General features: G+C 58.5%; 19 protein-coding genes. 9 read left to right on the forward strand and 10 right to left on the reverse strand.

Annotated features, from left to right (window positions below):
• Position 1: 1 nt before the first annotated feature.
• Positions 2-1912 carry an esterase EstP gene (estP, locus tag ACP7EE_RS22785; RefSeq protein WP_426205627.1) on the reverse strand — a complete coding sequence of 637 codons (1911 nt, stop codon included), beginning with the start codon at positions 1910-1912 and terminating at the stop codon, positions 2-4.
• A gap of 402 nt (positions 1913-2314) precedes the next feature.
• Between estP and ACP7EE_RS22790 the strand changes: the two genes are divergently transcribed.
• The 4 genes from ACP7EE_RS22790 (at position 2315) to ACP7EE_RS22805 (ending at position 5598) form a co-directional block, all read left to right on the forward strand.
• Complete coding sequence (locus ACP7EE_RS22790; RefSeq protein ID WP_426236912.1) at positions 2315-2908, forward strand: aminodeoxychorismate/anthranilate synthase component II; 594 nt, start codon at positions 2315-2317, stop codon at positions 2906-2908.
• A 9-nt stretch (positions 2909-2917) separates the two neighbouring features.
• Complete coding sequence (gene trpD / locus ACP7EE_RS22795; RefSeq protein WP_420647187.1) at positions 2918-3967, forward strand: anthranilate phosphoribosyltransferase; 1050 nt, start codon at positions 2918-2920, stop codon at positions 3965-3967.
• Positions 3964-4800: an indole-3-glycerol phosphate synthase TrpC gene (trpC, locus tag ACP7EE_RS22800; protein ID WP_426205625.1), complete on the forward strand. Its 837-nt coding sequence runs from the start codon at positions 3964-3966 to the stop codon at positions 4798-4800. The genes trpD and trpC overlap by 4 nt, the downstream gene beginning before the upstream one ends.
• Before the next feature lie 99 nt (positions 4801-4899).
• A complete protein-coding gene (locus ACP7EE_RS22805; RefSeq protein WP_426205624.1) occupies positions 4900-5598 on the forward strand; it encodes a lipoate--protein ligase family protein in 699 nt (232 codons plus the stop codon).
• 9 nt (positions 5599-5607) lie between these two features.
• Here the strand turns inward: ACP7EE_RS22805 and crp are convergent, their stop codons facing one another.
• Positions 5608-6252 (reverse strand): cAMP-activated global transcriptional regulator CRP, encoded by a 645-nt coding sequence (gene crp / locus ACP7EE_RS22810; RefSeq protein ID WP_420647184.1) that lies wholly within the window; start codon positions 6250-6252, stop codon positions 5608-5610.
• Positions 6253-6485: 233 nt separating this feature from the next.
• Here crp and ACP7EE_RS22815 point away from each other — a divergent pair, with 233 nt between their 5' ends.
• Both ACP7EE_RS22815 and speD read left to right on the forward strand, forming a co-directional pair.
• A complete protein-coding gene (locus ACP7EE_RS22815; RefSeq protein ID WP_007941657.1) occupies positions 6486-6908 on the forward strand; it encodes an OsmC family protein in 423 nt (140 codons plus the stop codon).
• A 237-nt stretch (positions 6909-7145) separates the two neighbouring features.
• Positions 7146-7940, forward strand: coding sequence for an adenosylmethionine decarboxylase (gene speD, locus ACP7EE_RS22820; RefSeq protein ID WP_420647183.1), 795 nt, complete (start codon positions 7146-7148; stop codon positions 7938-7940).
• Positions 7941-8044: 104 nt separating this feature from the next.
• On the opposite strand, the gene coq7 is transcribed toward speD, so the two are convergent.
• From coq7 to hemJ, 6 genes are all read right to left on the reverse strand, one after another.
• Positions 8045-8692: a 2-polyprenyl-3-methyl-6-methoxy-1,4-benzoquinone monooxygenase gene (gene coq7, locus ACP7EE_RS22825; RefSeq protein ID WP_420647182.1), complete on the reverse strand. Its 648-nt coding sequence runs from the start codon at positions 8690-8692 to the stop codon at positions 8045-8047.
• A gap of 106 nt (positions 8693-8798) precedes the next feature.
• Positions 8799-9137, reverse strand: coding sequence for a histidine triad nucleotide-binding protein (locus ACP7EE_RS22830; RefSeq protein WP_420647181.1), 339 nt, complete (start codon positions 9135-9137; stop codon positions 8799-8801).
• Positions 9138-9217: 80 nt separating this feature from the next.
• Positions 9218-10006 (reverse strand): SDR family NAD(P)-dependent oxidoreductase, encoded by a 789-nt coding sequence (locus tag ACP7EE_RS22835; RefSeq protein ID WP_420647180.1) that lies wholly within the window; start codon positions 10004-10006, stop codon positions 9218-9220.
• A 61-nt stretch (positions 10007-10067) separates the two neighbouring features.
• Positions 10068-11048: a DUF805 domain-containing protein gene (locus tag ACP7EE_RS22840; RefSeq protein ID WP_426236915.1), complete on the reverse strand. Its 981-nt coding sequence runs from the start codon at positions 11046-11048 to the stop codon at positions 10068-10070.
• Between the two features lie 95 nt (positions 11049-11143).
• Positions 11144-12112, reverse strand: a complete 969-nt coding sequence (locus tag ACP7EE_RS22845) for an NAD(P)H-dependent flavin oxidoreductase (protein WP_426236917.1) — start codon at positions 12110-12112, stop codon at positions 11144-11146.
• Between the two features lie 33 nt (positions 12113-12145).
• Complete coding sequence (gene hemJ / locus ACP7EE_RS22850; RefSeq protein ID WP_426236919.1) at positions 12146-12574, reverse strand: protoporphyrinogen oxidase HemJ; 429 nt, start codon at positions 12572-12574, stop codon at positions 12146-12148.
• 135 nt (positions 12575-12709) lie between these two features.
• On the opposite strand from hemJ, the gene argC reads away from it, so the two are divergent.
• Together argC and erpA are read left to right on the forward strand one after the other, a co-directional pair.
• Entirely contained in the window at positions 12710-13744 is a 1035-nt protein-coding gene (gene argC, locus ACP7EE_RS22855) for an N-acetyl-gamma-glutamyl-phosphate reductase (protein ID WP_426236921.1), read from the forward strand.
• Positions 13745-13912: 168 nt separating this feature from the next.
• A complete protein-coding gene (gene erpA / locus ACP7EE_RS22860; RefSeq protein WP_008077999.1) occupies positions 13913-14263 on the forward strand; it encodes an iron-sulfur cluster insertion protein ErpA in 351 nt (116 codons plus the stop codon).
• A 73-nt stretch (positions 14264-14336) separates the two neighbouring features.
• Here erpA and ACP7EE_RS22865 read toward each other — a convergent pair whose 3' ends face one another.
• Both ACP7EE_RS22865 and ACP7EE_RS22870 read right to left on the reverse strand, forming a co-directional pair.
• Complete coding sequence (locus tag ACP7EE_RS22865) at positions 14337-15428, reverse strand: anhydro-N-acetylmuramic acid kinase (protein WP_426236923.1); 1092 nt, start codon at positions 15426-15428, stop codon at positions 14337-14339.
• Between the two features lie 3 nt (positions 15429-15431).
• Positions 15432-16853 (reverse strand): peptidoglycan DD-metalloendopeptidase family protein, encoded by a 1422-nt coding sequence (locus ACP7EE_RS22870; RefSeq protein ID WP_426236925.1) that lies wholly within the window; start codon positions 16851-16853, stop codon positions 15432-15434.
• A gap of 212 nt (positions 16854-17065) precedes the next feature.
• Here ACP7EE_RS22870 and tyrS point away from each other — a divergent pair, with 212 nt between their 5' ends.
• Positions 17066-18265, forward strand: a complete 1200-nt coding sequence (gene tyrS / locus ACP7EE_RS22875) for a tyrosine--tRNA ligase (protein WP_426205714.1) — start codon at positions 17066-17068, stop codon at positions 18263-18265.
• Positions 18266-18415: the final 150 nt, after the last annotated feature.

Consider the following 18415-nt stretch of genomic DNA (forward strand, 5'->3'; position numbering starts at 1 on the left):
GTTAGAAGTCCAGCGCTACGCCAAGGTTGATCCCTTGCTGGGTAAAGTCATCATCCTTGCGGATGTTGTAGCTGGCGCGCAACGCCAGGTCTTTGGTGAGGTTGTGGCTCACGCCCAGGTTCAAGCGATTGAGGTTGGTCTGCGGGGTGTAGCCGTCCAGGGTGTAGTGATTGTTCGGCAGGCTGTTGAGACTCATCGTCACATCCTGAGTGTCGTCGTTGTACTCGCGCTCATGCGCGAGCTCGCCGAACACCTGGGTTTGCGCGGTAATCTGGTACTTGCCCTGAATACCAACACCGAGACGCCGGGAGATGCGCGACTGGTCATCGAAGGTCAGCGCGGTGGAGTCAGCGCCGTCCTCGGAGTAACCATCAACTTCGACTTTGGCGAAATCTGCGCTGACAAATGGCGACAGGTGCCATGGGCTGCTTGCCTCTGGCGCGATGTCGTAACCGACGCGACCGCTGAAGGCCAGCACGTAGCCGTCGGTATCGCCTTTCTCGCCGCGCTCGTTGACGCCGAGCTGGAATTTGCGTTTCAGGCTGTCGTAGTCCAGATGCCCGGCCGTCACAGCCGCATCACCCCACCAGCGATTCTGCTGATACTGGGCGAAAGCGGTGCCCATGTAGGTGTTGAGCTTGTAGTCGGAATCGTGATCGCCTGCTTCAAGTTTCTGGTTGTAAAAACCGGCCGCCAGTCCAACACGCCACGCGTCATTCAGGCGGTAGCTGCCACCGACGTTGAGGTTGTAGCCATTGCCGTCGGCGCTGGCGCCGCTGTCCTGGGTGTCGAAGTCCTGACGCTGGCCCCCACCGGCGACAATAGCCCGCCATTGACCAACGCCTTGCCAGTTCTGCCAGTCGGCCAGCCACTGGTTACGCAGCTCATCCTGATGCGAACGCAACGTGCCTTGAGCCATTTGCGGCAGCAGGGTGGCTTCCCATGGCGCGGACAGCAGCGAGTAGGTGTAATCGGCGATCAGGCGCTGCCCGGCTTCGGTCGGGTGCACCGCATCGTTGTAGATCAGCTTGGTCGGATCCGGCGTGGCACTGTTGATGCCGTACCGCGCGTTCTCGGTGCAACCGTTGCCGCTGAAGCAGGTGGCGCTGAGGTTCTGGTCGGTGGCCAGACCGAACTGGCCCGGATTGGCGAACGACTCTTTGAGCAGCACCGGAATGTTCAGCGGGATGATGTTGGCATTGATGCCCTGCAACTGGCTGACCAGTTCGGTGTTGAACTGCGCGCTGAGTTGCGAGGTGAACGCTTGCAGCGGCGAACCGCTGAAGGCCGGGGTGAAGCCGATGTCCGGCAGCAGCCAGACCACGATGTAACGGGCGCCGGCCTGCTGCAGGGTTTGCGCGCTGCTGGCCAGACGATCAGCCGCGGCGCCGGCCTGCGCAAGATTTGTCACGCGGCCTTGCAGGAAATCATTACCGCCACCCGAGAGGTAATACAGCGCATTCGGATCCGCGCGAAAACCGTTCGACGGCAGATAACCGGCGCGGGTGCGTTCGCCAGTGGCAGATTGCGTGGTGATCGAATCGAGAATCTGGTCGGTGCGATAACCGCCTACCGCCCAGTTATTGCCGTCGGGCAAGCCATCGCCAGCGCGTACTGCGGATGAAGAGGAGGCAGTCTGATCAGGCGAAAACCCCAGTTTTCCGCCGAGAATCTGCGTGGCGTTCAGCGAGCGCAATTCCCCGCTGCCATCCAGATACACCGGGCCAGTGCGGTTGGTGTAGCGCTGAGTAGCGCCCGCGGGGCCTCCGCTGTCGGCAAAGGTGCCGGCGTCGTTCAGGCTGTCGCCGAAGACGATGAAATTCGAGTAAGGATTAGGTGCGGCATTCGCCTGAGCGCAGGCCATTGCGAGCAGGCATCCGGCGAGCGGTACAAACAGCGTCTGTTTGATCATGAGCAAGTCCGTTTATTTATTGTTGTAGTGAACGAAACGACAGTACCAAAAACTTCCGGCATTTTGCCATCGGTCGCGAGCCTTCAAATTGATTTATCCCCCGCCGGCCGCGCCTTATTGCACGCTCCGCCCAGCTAAGTTACTGTGCCGAGACGTATGAATGAGACCTTCCCCGTGTTGATCGTCAGCAAACTTCCGGATCAAGTCATCAAGGCACACGCCCGTTGGCGTTGGCGCGCCTGAATCTTTCTGCCGGCCCGGCCGGATCTGTATCGCTTTGCCTTCCTTGCTCGTTTGAAATGCCGCTTTGCCGACGCTCCCGCGTCCGACATCGTGCAGCGCCCTGCGGGTAAGTCATCTGAAGGCTGTCTTCAAGTCAGAATTCAAGAGGTTCGAAACGCCATGTTGCTGATGATCGACAACTACGACTCCTTTACTTACAACGTTGTGCAATACCTCGGCGAACTGGGTGCCGAAGTCAAAGTCGTGCGCAACGACGAACTGACCATCGCCGAAATCGAAGCGCTCAACCCCGAGCGCATCGTGGTGTCCCCCGGCCCGTGCACGCCGACCGAAGCCGGCATCTCCATCGAAGCCATCAAGCACTTCGCCGGCAAACTGCCGATCCTCGGCGTGTGCCTCGGCCACCAGTCCATCGGCCAGGCCTTTGGCGGTGACGTGATCCGCGCTCGCCAAGTAATGCACGGTAAGACTAGCCCGGTATTCCACGAGGACAAGGGCGTGTTCGCCGGTCTGAACAATCCGCTGACGGTCACGCGTTACCACTCGCTGATCGTCAAGCACGACACCTTGCCCGATTGCCTGGAACTGACCGCGTGGACGCAGCACGATGACGGTTCGGTCGACGAAATCATGGGCCTGCGTCACAAGACCCTGAACATTGAGGGCGTACAGTTCCACCCTGAGTCGATCCTCACCGAACAGGGCCATGAACTGTTTGCCAATTTCCTCAAACAAGCCGGCGGCGCGCGCTAAGGACTTCCCATGAATATCAAGACAGCCCTGAGCCGTATCGTCGATCACCTCGACCTCAGCACCGATGAAATGCGCGACGTGATGCGCGAAATCATGACTGGCCAATGCACTGACGCGCAGATCGGCGCGTTCATGATGGCCATGCGCATGAAGAGCGAAAGCATCGACGAAATCGTCGGCGCGGTTTCGGCCATGCGCGAGCTGGCGGACACCGTCGAACTGAAGACCCTCGACGGCGTGGTCGATGTGGTCGGCACCGGCGGTGACGGGGCGAACATTTTCAACGTGTCCACTGCGTCTTCCTTTGTGGTCGCAGCGGCTGGTTGCACTGTGGCCAAGCACGGTAACCGTGCGGTCTCCGGCAAGAGCGGCAGTGCCGACTTGCTCGAAGCGGCCGGCATCTACCTCAACCTGACGCCGGTTCAGGTGGCGCGTTGCATCGATAACGTCGGCATCGGTTTCATGTTTGCCCAGACTCATCACAAAGCCATGAAGTACGCCGCCGGCCCGCGCCGCGATCTCGGCCTGCGGACCTTGTTCAACATGCTCGGCCCGCTTACGAATCCGGCCGGTGTCAAACACCAGGTAGTCGGCGTATTCACTCCTGCGCTGTGCCGGCCATTGGCTGAAGTCTTGCAGCGTCTGGGCAGCAAACACGTACTGGTGGTGCATTCCAAGGATGGTCTGGACGAGTTCAGCCTCGCTGCACCGACCTTTGTCGCTGAGCTGAAGAATGACCAGATCACTGAGTATTGGGTCGAGCCGGAAGATCTCGGCATGAAGAGCCAGAGCCTGCACGGCCTGTCGGTGGATGGCCCGGAAGCGTCGCTGGCGCTGATCCGCGATGCGCTGGGCAAGCGCAAAACCGAGAACGGCCAGAAAGCCGCCGAAATGATTGTGCTCAACGCCGGTGCAGCGCTGTACGCCGCCGACGTCGCCAGCAGTTTGAAACAGGGCGTCGAGCTTGCGCACGACGCTTTGCACACCGGCCTCGCTCGGGAAAAACTCGAGGAGCTGGGTGCCTTTACTGCGGTATTCAGAGTGGAGAATGAGGGATGAGTGTACCGACGGTTCTGGAAAACATTCTGGCGCGCAAAGTTCAGGAAGTTGCCGAGCGTAGCGCTCGGGTCAGCCTGAGCGAGCTGGAAAGTCTGGCCAAGGCGGCCGATGCACCCCGTGGATTTGCCCAGGCATTGCTGGCGCAGGCCAAGAAGAAACAACCGGCCGTGATCGCCGAAATCAAGAAGGCTTCACCGAGCAAAGGCGTGATCCGAGAGGATTTCGTGCCAGCCGACATCGCTAATAGCTACGAGAAGGGCGGGGCGACTTGCCTGTCGGTGCTGACCGATATCGACTATTTCCAGGGCGCGGATGCTTACCTGCAACAGGCGCGTGCTGCGTGCAAATTGCCGGTGATCCGCAAGGACTTCATGATCGATCCCTACCAGATCATCGAAGCCCGTGCCTTGGGCGCCGATTGCGTGCTGTTGATCGTCTCCGCACTGGACGACGTGAAAATGGCCGAACTGGCAGCCGTGGCCAAAGGTGTTGGTCTGGATGTTCTGGTGGAAGTGCACGACGGCGATGAGCTGGAGCGCGCGCTGAAAACTCTCGACACGCCGCTGGTGGGGATCAATAACCGTAACCTGCACACCTTCGAAGTCAGCCTGGAAACCACTCTTGATCTGCTGCCGCGCATTCCGCGTGATCGTCTGGTGATTACCGAGAGCGGGATTCTCAACCGTGCCGATGTCGAGCTGATGGAAATCAGCGACGTTTACGCGTTCCTGGTCGGCGAAGCGTTCATGCGCGCCGAGAGTCCTGGTCTTGAATTACAGCGCCTGTTCTTCCCGGAGCGTGGTACTGCGGTAATCGGGTCGACCCTCGACTGACTACATCCTCTCAGGCAACCCGCCCTCCCTGTGGGAGCGGGCTTGCCCGTGATGAAGCCATCACATCCGCTAAAGATTCCAAGCCCACCGGAGTCCTGCATGCTGCCAATCTCCCTGACCATCGAAGCCGGCCTGCAAGCCGAACAGGATCTGCTGGCATCAGTCTGTGCCGGCGACGCCGAATTCGGCCTGCTGTTCTGGCAACCCAGTGACCGCGCGCTGGTCATGCCTCGTCGCTTGAATCGTCTGCCGAAATTCGATCACGCCTGCGCAGTTTCGGCCGCCGCTGGCTGGCCGGTACTGTTGCGCGAAACCGGTGGCGAGCCGGTGCCACAATCGGCCGCCACCATCAACATTGCTCTGGTTTACGCACCACCACGCAGCGAAGGCGATCTGAATCGCATCGAAACCGGCTACCGGCGTCTGTGTGATCCGATCTGTGAGTTGCTGGATGAGTTGGGCGGCACAGCGTCGGTGGGCGAAATCGACGGCGCATTTTGCGATGGCCGGTTCAACGTCAACCTCGACGGCCGCAAAATGGTCGGCACCGCGCAGCGCTGGCGTCAGAGCCAGGGCGGTCAGCGTCCGGTGGGGTTGGTGCACGGTGCGATGTTGATTGATGACGAGCGCGAATCGATGGTTGCGGCGGTCAATCGCTTCAATCAGGCGTGCGATCTTGAGCAGCGCGTGCGGGCTGAAAGCCACATCGCGCTGCACGAGAAATTCCCGGCGCCAGATGCACTGGCGCGGCTTGATGAGTTGTTCCGCTTGATGCTGGCGCAGATGTACGCCGGCTAGGTCGCGCGTCTAACGCGTACCGAAGACCACCATGGTCTTGCCTTTCACGTCTACCAGGTTGCGTTCTTCAAGATCCTTGAGCACGCGACCGACCATCTCCCGCGAACACCCGACGATGCGCCCGATTTCCTGACGAGTCACCTTGATCTGCATACCGTCCGGGTGGGTCATTGCATCTGGTTGTTTGCACAATTCCAGCAAGCAACGGGCAACCCGACCGGTCACATCGAAGAACGCCAGATCGCCGACCTTGCGCGTGGTGTTGCGCAGGCGTTGTGCGATTTGTCCGCTGAGGACGTAAAGAATGTCCGGGTCCTGCTGCGACAATTCGCGGAACTTCACGTAGCTGATTTCCGCGACTTCGCATTCAACCTTGGCCCGCACCCAGGCACTGCGTTGCTGTTCTTGCCCTGCCTGTTCGAACAGGCCCAGCTCGCCGAAGAAATCCCCGGCATTCAGATAGGCGATGATCATCTCGCGGCCGTCGTCATCCTCGATCAGGATCGTCACCGAACCCTTGATGATGAAGTACAGCGTATCGGAGCGATCACCCGCGCAGATGATGTTGCTCTTGGCCGCATGACGGCGGCGCTGGCAATGCATCAACAGCTTGTCGAGGTTCTTGATTTTGGGTGTGGGGGTAATACCAACCATGGTTGTATCCCAAAAAGACTGCACGGTAATGTTTGATTTTTTATGGGGCGCTGAAACGGACGTTACCCGGCTGGCAGGCGCCAGCGAATTGGCGCCAGCTTACCAGACACTTCCTTGAAGATTCGAGAAATTACCTACGTTATAGACGCATCCGTCCGACATGCACGCCGCGCTGAATGAGCAAAACCCTGTGCTAAGCTGGCGACCCTTTTTTATACAGTGGAGTCTTGGCGATGAAGGCACGCATCCAATGGGCTGGCGAAGCCATGTTCCTCGGCGAATCCGGCAGCGGTCATGTCGTGGTCATGGACGGTCCGCCGGACGCCGGTGGTCGTAATCTGGGTGTCCGCCCGATGGAAATGCTCCTGCTCGGTGTTGGCGGTTGCAGCAACTTCGACGTGGTGAGCATTCTGAAGAAGTCACGTCAGGCGGTTGAAAGCTGCGAAGCCTTCCTCGAAGCCGAGCGCGCGACCGAGGATCCGAAAGTCTTCACCAAGATCCACATGCACTTCGTGGTCAAGGGCCGTGGCCTGAAAGAAGCCCAGGTCAAACGCGCCATCGAGCTGTCGGCAGAGAAATATTGCTCGGCCTCGATCATGCTCGGCGCGGCTGGCGTGGCGATCACCCACGACTACGAAATCATCGAACTCGGTTGAACCGACATTCAACTATCATAAAAGCAGTGCAGACTCTGGCGATCCCCCGCTGACGTCTGCATAATGCGCCACTTTTTTCAGGGCAGTGATCGGTCAGCCGACGGGTCATCCGCCTGAACAGATAACCAAAATCGCCATCGCGAAGAGGTGTTAACCGTCCTACGCAGGTGCGTTGTTCGCATTTGACGGGCATGCTTGATCACGCGGCCATGCCGCATACATAGAGAGTTTTTAACGGTGAAAAGCAAACTCAAGCTCCACGGGTTCAATAACCTGACAAAGACCTTGAGCTTCAACATCTATGACATCTGCTACGCGGAAACCCCGCAAGACCAGCAGGCTTACGTCGAGTACATCAATCAAGAGTACAACGCCGAACGCCTGACGCAGATTCTCACAGAAGTTGTCGAGATCATTGGTGCCAACATTCTGAACATTGCGAGTCAGAACTATGAGCCTCAGGGTGCCAGCGTCACGATTCTGATCTCGGAAGAGCCGGTGACCCCGACCGAAAGCCAGATCGAAGAGTCCCCAGGCCCACTGCCAGAAATCATCCTGGCCCACCTCGACAAGAGCCATATCACGGTGCATACCTACCCGGAAATCCATCCGGATGCAGGCATTGCGACTTTCCGTGTGGACATCGATGTGTCGACGTGTGGTGTCATTTCACCGCTTAAAGCACTCAACTTCCTGATTCACCAGTTCGATTCGGACATCGTGACCGTGGATTATCGTGTGCGCGGCTTCACCCGTGACGTTGAAGGCAAAAAGCACTTCATCGACCACGAGATCAATTCGATCCAGAACTACCTTTCCGAAGACACCCGCGGCGCGTACCAGATGACCGACGTGAACGTGTACCAGGAGAACCTGTTCCACACCAAAATGTTGTTGAAGAACTTCGAACTGGATAACTACCTGTTCGGCGACGCCACCAACAACCTGTCCTCTGAGCAACGCGCCCAGGTGACGGAGCGTGTGAAGCACGAAATGCTCGAGATTTTCTACGCTCGCAACATGCCGAGCTAAGAAATCCAGGCACAAAAAAGGCGACTGTCTCAGGACCGTCGCCTTTTTTATTGCTTGTGGGAGCTGGCCTGCCAGCGATGAGTGTCTGTCTGGCACTACCGCTGTCAGATTCTGTAGGTACTCTTGGTCATCACCTTTGCCAGAATACTCATACCGAACTTCACCGGCGCGGGGAAACGGAAACCACCAGCCTCCAGCGCGCTCTCCGCATGATGTTCCTCATCAATACGCATCTGCTGCAGAATCGCCCGGGACTTTTCGTCCTCCGCTGGCAATTGCTCCAGATGTTCGTTCAAGTGTTTGCACACCTGATGCTCGGTCGCCGCGACGAAACCGAGGCTGACCTTGTCGCTGATCAGCCCCGCGACTGCGCCGATGCCGAACGACATGCCGTAGAACAGTGGGTTGAGCACGCTGGTGTGACTGCCCAACTGATGAATGCGTTGTTCGCACCAGACCAGATGATCAATCTCTTCTTCAGCCGCATGCTCCATGGCCGCGCGCACTTGCGGCAGCTTGGCGGTCAGGGCCTGGCCTTGGTAGAGCGCCTGGGCACAGACTTCACCGGTATGGTTGATGCGCATCAGACCGGCGACATGGCGGGTGTCTTCGTCGCTCATCTGCACGTCCGGCTGCACGATGGCCGGGGACGGACGGTACGGCTGACCGCTGAACGGCAGCAGGGTACGCATCGCGGCATCGGCTTGCAGCAGAAGACGGTCAATCGGCGAGTAGTGACGTTGGGTAGTCATGCTGACCTCCGGGAAGAATCTCGACGGCCAGTTTAACCGAATCGGCCGGGGAAGGTTTGCGCTGGGTCATATGGGAGCGGGGCGCTCCCACAGATATCGCTGCGGATCAGCCCGGTGGCCAGTTCATCTGGCGCTGCCCGAGGACGTGCATATGAATGTGGTAGACGGTTTGCCCACCCTGTTCATTGCAGTTCATCACCACGCGGAAGCCTTCTTCGCAACCGAGCTCCAGCGCCAGGCGTTGGGCGGTGAACAGGATGTGCCCGGCCAGTGCCTTATCGTCTTCGGTGAGGTCGTTGAGGGTGCGCACCGGTTTCTTCGGGATCACCAGAAAATGCACTGGCGCCTGTGGCGCGATGTCGTGGAACGCCAGAACCTGGTCGTCCTCGTAGATGATCCTGGCCGGGATTTCCCGGTTGATGATCTTGGTGAACAGAGTATCCACTGCTGTTTTCTCCGTTGTATGGGCTGGCCTGAGTGTACTCAGGGCGGATGAAGCCGCCCAGTGTTTTACCGTAGGACTATTCAGCGCGGGCAGTAAGCCTTGTTGAGCATGCCGACGATGGTGCGATTGAGCCAGCGCGATCCCAGTCGCGGCAAAAACGCGAACCAGCGGTTGCGTCGTCCCGGAATGATGATCGCGCGGTTTTTCTCCAGCGCACGCACGGTGTACAGAGCGACCTCCTCGGGGCTCATCAACAGTTTGCTGTCTTTGAGTTTGTCGCTGTTCAGTTGTGCGGTGCGGAAGAATGCGGTGCGGGTCGGGCCGGGGCAGAGTACCGAGACCTTCACGGCGCTTTGTTTGAGTTCAACCCGCAACGCCTCGGAAAAATGCAGCACATACGCTTTGCTCGCGTAGTAAGTGCTCATCCACGGACCGGGGTTGAAAGCCGCTACCGAAGCCACATTGAGAATCTGCCCGCCACCTTGCAGCGCCATGCTGTTGCCGATCGCATGGCACAGCCGGGTCAGGGCAAGGATATTCACCTCGATCAAGTCCTGCTCGGTCATCCAGTCCTGTGCCAGGAACGGGCCGCAAGTGCCAATGCCTGCGCAGTTCACCAGCAGATCGATCTGCCGGTCACCTTCTTCCAGTTCCAGCAGGAAACCGGACAGGCGCAACGGTTCGCCGAGGTCGCAGGCGCGGAACAGCACCTCAACTCCAAAACGCTGGGTCAGCTCAATCGCAATACTTTCCAGCTGATCACGCTGGCGGGCCACCAGAATCAGGCTGCGGCCACGGCGGGCCAGGGCTTCGGCCATGGCCAGGCCTATGCCGCTGGAGGCGCCGGTGATCAGAGCGTAACGGGTCATGCAAATCTCCATCGCAACAGCTCCGCGCCGTCGACGCGGGTGTCACGACGGGGAGCGCTGTTCATTCTTTCGCAGAGTCTACAGGGGGCTGGGCCTCTTCGGCTGCTTCAGCTGCTTCAGCTGCTGCTTCTGCTGCATCGTCGGCGGCATTCGCGGCCGGTTCGACCTCGACCTCGATTTCATCAGTGGTCACTGAGCCGCTGTCATAGCTGCTTTCCAGATTGCTTTCGTATTCCTGTTGAATAGCCGAGAAGCCGCCGAGTATTCCGCCGGCCAATACCAGCGTGAACAGCACCACCCACAATGAACACAGCACTTTGACCGCGGTGCTGTTGGGCGGTGGGGGTGGGCCGTAGCGGTTGGCGCCGGTGGTGCCCGGCGCAACCATCATCACCAGCGGGAAGAAGCTGCCAACAAACGGCACCAGGTTCAGCAGCCAGAGCCATCCCGACCAGCCGATATCGTGTAGACGCTGCACACTGATCATAATGTTGACGATGAAGAAGGCGAGGAACAGAAAGAACGCCAGGATGCCGCCAATGATCAGGCCGGTCGTCGATTCGTCACTGACCATACCCAGAGCAATCAGCGCAAATACGGCGATGATGGGCAGGGTCACCAGGCACTGCACCATCGCCCAGGCGAGGAAGCGCAGACGGCCGATGCGGCCCTCGACACCGAATGGCTTGAGCGTGGCAAATTCCGGGTAGCTTTCACCGACGTTGGCTCGAGGCGTTGCGTACGGCGAGGCAGGCTCGGCTATGGCGGGCGCGTGCTCATGGACGTCGGCGAGATTCAGTTCGATGGTAGTTTCTGGTTCGATCCGGGCGTCGATCCCGGTCTTGCTCAACGCTTGAAGATACGCTTGGGCGTCGGCGTGAGTCAGGTCGCGCTTGAGGGCGACAGTGCTGCCATTGAACAGGCGCTCGATGGCGGCGACCTCGCTTTTGAACAGGTCAGCCAGATTGAGTTTGGCTGTGGTGAGGTCGACACCGGGCTGTAGCGCACCGTCAAAAACGATCTTGTAGCGTGGTTCGCTCATGGCCGAGGCATCCTTGTCGCGAAAACAATTGAATTGGAGAGTGTTACAAGGCGTGAGTGTAAGGCCAGTGCGTTGAAAACTGGCCGGATTTTTTCTCAGCGCGGCCAGCGAGTCGGCAATTGCGCTGCGTGTTCCAGTGCTTTTCGATACTCGGCGTCGAGGCGTGCGATCAGTTGCTCGACACTCGGTAGATCGTTGATGTCGCCGACACCCTGACCCGCCGACCACACGGTCTTCCAGGCTTTGGCTTCATCGCTGATCGGTTTCAGTTTGTCACCGAAATTCACTTCACCCTTGCCTTGCAGCTTGGCCGTGTCGAAACCGGCGGCTTCTAGACTCTGGCGCATGAAACTGGCGGGTACTCCAGACACGGCGGGAGTATGAATGATGTCCGCTGCTTTGGCTGTCAGCAGCATCTGTTTGTAGGCGTCAGGCGCATGACTTTCGGTGGTGCCGATAAATCGCGTGCCGAAGTAGGCTAAATCCGCACCCAGCAGCTGCGCGGCGAGAATCTCATGGCCGTGGTTCAAACATCCTGCAAGCAATAGCGTCTTGTCGAAGAACTGACGGATCTCGGCAATCAGCGAGAACGGACTCCATGTGCCTGCGTGCCCGCCCGCCCCAGCCGCTACGGCGATCAGGCCATCAACGCCAGCCTCGGCAGCTTTCTCCGCATGGCGGCGGGTGGTCACGTCGTGAAACACCAGACCTCCATAGCTATGCACCGCGTCGACCAGCTCCTTCACCGCGCCGAGGCTGGTGATGACGATTGGCACTTTGTGTTCGACGCAGATCGCCAGATCCGCCTGCAAGCGCGGATTGCTGTTGTGCACGATCAGGTTCACCGCATACGGCGCCGGGTTTTCCAGAGTCGCGAGGCCCGCTTCGATCTCCTCCAGCCAGGCTTTGAAGCCGCTGCTTTCGCGCTGGTTCAACGCAGGAAAGCTGCCGACCACGCCATTACGGCAGCAGGCCAGCACCAGCTCAGGGTTGGAAATCAGGAACATCGGCGCAACCACCAAAGGCAGGCGCAGATGTTGTTCGAGCAAAGCGGGCAGCGACATCGGAAGTACCCCGGAAAGTTGAACCTGTTGAAGTTAGAACGGCTTGACCACGACCAGAATTACGATAGCCAGCAATAACAGAACCGGCACTTCATTGAACCAGCGATAAAAGACATGGCTGCGGGTATTTTCGCCACGGGCAAAACGTTTTACCTGCGCGCCGCACATGTGGTGATAGCCGATCAGCAGGACCACCAGAGTCAGCTTGGCGTGAATCCAGCCACCCGTGCTGAAGATGCTCGGGTTGAGGTAGATCAGCCAGCCACCGAAGATCAGCGTGGCGATCATCGCCGGACCCATGATGCCGCGATACAACTTGCGCTCCATGACGCTGAAGCGTTCTTTGCTGATCGCGTCTTCACTTTGTGCGTGATAAACGAACAGTCGCGGCAGATAGAACAGCGCGGCAAACCAGCAGACGATGCTGACGATATGAAAGGCTTTGATCCATAAATAGAGCATTTTCAGTTATTCCCAGGTTCACGGTAGGCCGGATAGTAGAGGCTTGAGCGTCGGCGCGTCACCTTGATGGTTGTCGCAGGGGCGCGCGGCCCCTATTATCGACGGCTTTCCAGTGGGTTCGTTGAGGGCAGGTTTATGGTCAAGGTCGGTATCGTCGGCGGCACGGGTTACACCGGTGTCGAACTGCTGCGTCTGTTGGCACAGCATCCGCAGGCAGAAGTGGTCGTGATCACTTCCCGATCCGAGGCCGGTCTGGCCGTGGCTGATCTCTACCCGAACCTGCGCGGTCACTATGACGGCCTGGCATTCAGCGTGCCTGACATCAAAACTCTGGGTGCTTGCGACGTGGTGTTCTTCGCCACTCCGCACGGCGTTGCCCATGCCTTGGCCGGCGAACTGCTGGCGGCGGGCACCAAGGTTATCGATCTGTCGGCGGACTTCCGCTTGCAGGACGCTGAAGAATGGGCCAAGTGGTACGGTCAGCCGCATGGCGCACCTGAACTGCTGGACGAGGCCGTGTATGGCCTGCCGGAAGTCAATCGTGAGCAGATCAAGAAAGCACGTTTGATCGCGGTGCCGGGTTGCTATCCGACGGCGACACAGTTGGGGTTCCTGCCGCTGCTCGAAGCAGGTCTGGCTGACACTTCGCGCCTGATTGCCGACTGCAAATCCGGCGTCAGCGGTGCCGGTCGTGGTGCGGCAGTAGGTTCGCTGTACTCCGAGACGTCGGAAAGCATGAAGGCCTATGCGGTCAAAGGTCACCGTCACTTGCCGGAAATTCGTCAGGGCCTGCGTCGCGCGGCTGGCAAGGATGTCGGTCTGACTTTCGTCCCGCACCTGACGCCTATGATCCGTGGCATTCACTCCACGCTTTACGCGACCGTGGTGGATCGCTCGGTGGATCTGCAAGCGTTGTTCGAAAAGCGTTATGTCAACGAACCGTTCGTCGATGTGATGCCGGCCGGCAGCCATCCGGAAACCCGTAGCGTGCGCGGCGCCAATGTCTGCCGCATCGCCGTACATCGTCCACAGGATGGCGACTTGGTGGTGGTGCTGTCGGTAATCGACAATCTGGTCAAAGGCGCGTCGGGTCAGGCGGTGCAGAACCTCAACATCATGTTCGGGCTGGATGAGCGCCTGGGTCTGTCCCACGCTGGAATGCTGCCGTAACACTTTCTTGCGCGTAGCGAAAAGGCCCGGTGAACGGGCCTTTTTGCATTCTCGGTTGGCAAAACCGTTGATTGATATACCGTAACAATAGTTGACCGATTTTCTAGGAGAAGCGGATAATGCGCGTCATCACGCATTATGGCGGCGTAACGCCGGGAGATAGTCAGCATGAGCGTCGAATCCTTCACCCCCACGGCTTTGCAATTCACCCACGGTGCCGCGCACAAGGTGAAGAGCCTGGTCGATGAAGAGGGGAATGATCGCTTGAAGCTGCGCGTATTCGTTACGGGCGGCGGTTGTTCAGGGTTTCAGTACGGTTTCACCTTCGATGAAGATGTGGCCGAGGACGACACCATCGTCGAACGCGAAGGCGTCAGTCTGGTGGTTGATCCGATGAGCTTCCAGTACCTGGCCGGTGCCGAAGTGGACTACCAGGAAGGTCTGGAAGGTTCGCGCTTCGTAATCAAGAACCCGAACGCCACCACGACCTGTGGTTGCGGCTCCTCGTTCTCGATCTGATCGCACTTTACGCTACACAGCAAAACGCCGCAGAGCCTCACGGTTCTGCGGCGTTTTGCTGTGTGCGTTTTACTTAGTTCGGGTAGATGGCACCAAGCACGCGCAGCCCTTTGGCGCCGGTGACGCTCGGCCGATTCGCAGCGATGCCTTCAAGGCAGCAATGGGCCAGCCAGGCAAAGGCCATGGCTTCGACCCAATCCGGATCGACGCCGTGGGTGGCGGTGCTGGCGACTTTCGCGTTGGGTAGCAGGTCGGCCAGCCGCTGCATCAATGTGGCGTTATGGGCGCCGCCACCGCAGACCAGCAGCTCTGTAGTGTCCGATTGAGCACTTTGCAGCGACTCGATAATGGTCAGTGCCGTCAGTTCCAGCAGTGTGGCTTGCACGTTTTCCGGGGGGAAACTCGGCAAGCATGACAGGTGCTGTTCCAGCCACGGCAGGTTGAACACTTCGCGGCCGGTACTTTTCGGGCCTTTGGTGGCGAAGAACGGGTCGTTCAGCAGTGTCTTCAGCAGGGTAGGTTCGAGAGTGCCGCTGGCCGCCCATTGGCCGTTGCGATCGTAGTTCTCGTTTTTTTGCTGATGAATCCAGGCATCCATCAGCACATTTCCTGGCCCGCAGTCGAAACCGGCTACAGGCTTGGTCGACTCGATCAGGCTGAGATTGCTGAAACCGCCGACATTCAACACCGCACGATTACCCGTACGCTCTTCGAACAAGGCTTCGTGGAAGGCTGGCACCAGCGGCGCGCCCTGGCCGCCAGCGGCTACATCACGGCTGCGGAAGTCGCTGACCACTGTGATGCCGGTCAGCTCGGTGAGTAGAGCAGGGTTGCCGATCTGTACAGTGAAGCCGCGTGCCGGCTCGTGGCGAATGGTCTGGCCATGGCTACCGATTGCGCGGATATCTTCAGGTTTGAGCTGCTGCTGCTTGAGCAGCGCTTGAATGCCCTGCGCCGCCAGCATCACCCAGTTGTGCTGGGCAAGCGCCGAGCGGGCGATCTCGTCAGGGCCGCTGGCGCACAAGCCAAGCAGCTCGGCGCGCAGGGAATCAGGCATGGGAATGTAGTGCGTGGCGATCAATTTGATCGCCGGGGTTTGCTCGATCAGAGCGATGTCCAGACCGTCGAGGCTGGTTCCGGACATCACACCTATATAGAGAGCCATGGCTTAACGCTTGCTCGAGGCGACCATGGTGGCCTTCTCTTGATCCATGCGCGCCATCAACGGCTGGCTCTGCGCGAGGAAGCGCGCGCGTTCGGCCTTGGCGATTGGGTCGGCCATTGGCAGCTTCTGACCCAGCGGATCAACGTGAACGCCGTTGACCTGGAACTCGTAATGCAAGTGCGGGCCGGTGGAGAGGCCGGTGGTGCCGATATAGCCGATCACCTGACCCTGCTTGACCGAACCGCCGGTTTTCACGCCTTTGGCATAGCCTTGCATATGCCCGTACAGCGTGCGGTAGGTGTTGCCGTGCTGAATGATCACGGTGTTGCCGTAACCGCCGCGGCGGCCAGCCAACAACACTTTACCGTCGCCGGCAGCTTTGATCGGCGTACCGCGCGGTGCTGCGTAATCCACGCCTTTGTGGGCGCGGATCTTGTTCAGGATCGGGTGCTTGCGGCCCATGGAGAATTTTGAGCTGATGCGCGCGAAGTCGACCGGAGTACGGATGAACGCCTTGCGCATGCTGTTGCCATCAGCGGTGTAGTAACTGCTGTTGCCTTGTTTGTTGGTGTAGCGCACGGCGGTGTAGGTCTTGCCGCGGTTGGTGAAGCGCGCAGACAGGATCGGGCCGGTGCCGACAGCCTTGCCGTTGACTACTTTCTGCTCATAAATGACATCGAATTCATCGCCTTGGCGAATGTCCTGAGCGAAGTCGACGTCGTAGCCGAATACGCTGGCCATATCCATGGTCATGCTATGGGACAGACCGGCGCGGGCGGCGGATTGCGACAGCGAGCTGTTGATTACGCCGTGGACATAGGCAGTGCGAACAGTAGGCTTGGCGGTGATGCGGTTGAATGCATAGCCCTTGTCATTCTTGGTCAGGGTGATGGATTCAGTGTCGCTGAGCTTGCTGTGCAGATTGACCAGTTGACCTTGTGGGTCCAGTTCGAATTCAAGCTTTTGGCCACGCTTGAGCTGACTGAACTGCTTGGCCTGTTTGTCGCTGGCCAGCACCTCGTGCACGAGAGCTGCGGGCAGCCCGACTTTCTCGAACAGGGTCGAAAGCGTGTCGCCCTTGGCAACACTTACTTCTCGGTGGCCAGAGGCTTTCTTTTCTTGTGCAACCGCAACTGGCGCGGGCGCGGCCTCGGCTTTTTGTGTGTCTTCAGGGCTGTTTTCGATCTGCGCGAAAGGCGAATCTACCGGCTCGGTTGTGGCTTGAACTGCGTCAGCAGCGTCTTGATCTTGTGTCAGTTGTTCAGCAGGACTTTCCAGTTCCAGACTCAGGGTCGTCTTTTTGGCTTCAACATCACTGGAAGGAAATACCAGGAGCGCCAGGCTGAGAAGGGCGGCGATCCCACTTGCGGCGAGCAGGTGGGTCTTCGGGTAAAGCGGTGGCGCTTTAGACGGTTCAGTGGTCATAAGTGATTTTTGACTTTGATAAAGATGAATTGGAAAAGATGAATGACATGATGAAGATGAGATAACTGTATAAAATATAACCAAATCATCTCTGAGGCAAGTCTACAGACAGTCTGTCTGTGGATTGGTGTCCGTGCGCCGGGCAAAACTTGTAATTGGTGCGCGTTCTTGTATGGTTGGTTCCCTTTGAATCTGAGCCTTGCGGGTCTGTTATGAAGTCGGTTGAAGAGCAGCTAGCGCTGATAAAACGTGGTGCGGAAGAACTGTTGGTCGAGTCCGAGCTGATCGAAAAGCTCAAGCGTGGCCAGCCACTGCGAATCAAGGCTGGCTTCGATCCGACGGCGCCGGATCTCCATCTCGGTCACACCGTGCTTATTAATAAGCTGCGCCAGTTCCAGGAGCTGGGGCATCAGGTGATCTTCCTTATAGGTGACTTCACCGGGATGATCGGTGATCCGAGCGGCAAGAGTGCGACACGCCCTCCGCTGACGCGCGAGCAGGTTCTGGAGAACGCCGAGACTTACAAGACTCAAGTGTTCAAGATTCTTGATCCGGCGAAGACCGAAGTGGCATTCAATTCGACCTGGATGGATCAGATGGGGCCTGCGGACTTCATTCGACTGACTTCGCAGTACACCGTCGCTCGCATGCTCGAGCGCGATGACTTCGATAAGCGCTACACCACCAATCAGCCAATCGCCATTCATGAGTTCCTCTATCCGCTGGTTCAGGGCTATGACTCGGTCGCTCTGCGCGCGGATGTCGAGCTGGGTGGTACCGATCAGAAGTTCAACTTGCTGATGGGGCGTGAATTGCAGCGCGGTTATGGTCAGGAGGCTCAGTGCATTCTCACTATGCCGCTGCTTGAAGGTCTGGATGGCGTGAAGAAGATGTCCAAGTCTTTGGGCAACTACGTCGGCATCCAGGAGGCGCCGGGTGTCATGTACAGCAAGCTGGTATCGATTCCGGACGCGCTGATGTGGCGCTACTTCGAACTGCTCAGCTTCCGTTCGATGGATGAGATCAATGCGTTCCGTGCGGATGTAGAAGCGGGTGCCAATCCGCGCGACATCAAAATCAAGCTGGCCGAAGAGATCGTTGCGCGCTTCCATGGTGAAGAGGCTGCGGTCAATGCTCATCGTGCAGCGGGCAACCGTATGAAGGATGGCGAGCTGCCGGATGATTTGCCTGAGGTTGAGCTGACTGCTTCCGAGAATATGCCGATTGCGGCTGTGCTTAATAAAGCAGGCCTGGTGAAGAACTCGGCAGTGGCGCGTGATCTGCTGGCCTCCGGCGGTGTGCGTATAGATGGTGAGGTCGTTGATCGCTCCTTTATATACGTACTGGGTGCGACCCATGTTTGCCAGGCTGGCAAGAAGGCTTTTGCGCGGATTACGCTGAAATCTGAATAAAGCGGAAATTAGGGGTTGACGGCGAATTTTAGAAGTCTATAATTCGCCCCACTTCCGGCGCAGTCGAAACGGAAAACTCCTTGAGATTCAATGAGTTGCGTAGGTTTCGGCAGTGCAGGGCTTCAGTTCATCGAAGTCTGGAAGTAGCTG

Origin of the sequence: Pseudomonas sp. TWP3-2 (assembly GCF_049897765.1) — a bacterium.
Taxonomy (GTDB): domain Bacteria; phylum Pseudomonadota; class Gammaproteobacteria; order Pseudomonadales; family Pseudomonadaceae; genus Aquipseudomonas.

What these genes read in the sequence shown, in the direction of transcription:
- trpD (WP_420647187.1), top strand. Translation starts at nt 2,918, where the DNA reads ATGAATATCAAGACAGCCCTGAGCCGTATCGTCGATCACCTCGACCTC.
- estP (WP_426205627.1), bottom strand. Translation starts at nt 1,912, where the DNA reads ATGATCAAACAGACGCTGTTTGTACCGCTCGCCGGATGCCTGCTCGCA.
- trpC (WP_426205625.1), top strand. Translation starts at nt 3,964, where the DNA reads ATGAGTGTACCGACGGTTCTGGAAAACATTCTGGCGCGCAAAGTTCAG.
- ACP7EE_RS22870 (WP_426236925.1), bottom strand. Translation starts at nt 16,853, where the DNA reads ATGACCACTGAACCGTCTAAAGCGCCACCGCTTTACCCGAAGACCCAC.
- crp (WP_420647184.1), bottom strand. Translation starts at nt 6,252, where the DNA reads ATGGTTGGTATTACCCCCACACCCAAAATCAAGAACCTCGACAAGCTG.
- ACP7EE_RS22815 (WP_007941657.1), top strand. Translation starts at nt 6,486, where the DNA reads ATGAAGGCACGCATCCAATGGGCTGGCGAAGCCATGTTCCTCGGCGAA.
- ACP7EE_RS22805 (WP_426205624.1), top strand. Translation starts at nt 4,900, where the DNA reads ATGCTGCCAATCTCCCTGACCATCGAAGCCGGCCTGCAAGCCGAACAG.
- ACP7EE_RS22840 (WP_426236915.1), bottom strand. Translation starts at nt 11,048, where the DNA reads ATGAGCGAACCACGCTACAAGATCGTTTTTGACGGTGCGCTACAGCCC.
- argC (WP_426236921.1), top strand. Translation starts at nt 12,710, where the DNA reads ATGGTCAAGGTCGGTATCGTCGGCGGCACGGGTTACACCGGTGTCGAA.
- ACP7EE_RS22835 (WP_420647180.1), bottom strand. Translation starts at nt 10,006, where the DNA reads ATGACCCGTTACGCTCTGATCACCGGCGCCTCCAGCGGCATAGGCCTG.
- hemJ (WP_426236919.1), bottom strand. Translation starts at nt 12,574, where the DNA reads ATGCTCTATTTATGGATCAAAGCCTTTCATATCGTCAGCATCGTCTGC.
- tyrS (WP_426205714.1), top strand. Translation starts at nt 17,066, where the DNA reads ATGAAGTCGGTTGAAGAGCAGCTAGCGCTGATAAAACGTGGTGCGGAA.
- coq7 (WP_420647182.1), bottom strand. Translation starts at nt 8,692, where the DNA reads ATGACTACCCAACGTCACTACTCGCCGATTGACCGTCTTCTGCTGCAA.
- ACP7EE_RS22865 (WP_426236923.1), bottom strand. Translation starts at nt 15,428, where the DNA reads ATGGCTCTCTATATAGGTGTGATGTCCGGAACCAGCCTCGACGGTCTG.
- ACP7EE_RS22790 (WP_426236912.1), top strand. Translation starts at nt 2,315, where the DNA reads ATGTTGCTGATGATCGACAACTACGACTCCTTTACTTACAACGTTGTG.
- erpA (WP_008077999.1), top strand. Translation starts at nt 13,913, where the DNA reads ATGAGCGTCGAATCCTTCACCCCCACGGCTTTGCAATTCACCCACGGT.
- ACP7EE_RS22845 (WP_426236917.1), bottom strand. Translation starts at nt 12,112, where the DNA reads ATGTCGCTGCCCGCTTTGCTCGAACAACATCTGCGCCTGCCTTTGGTG.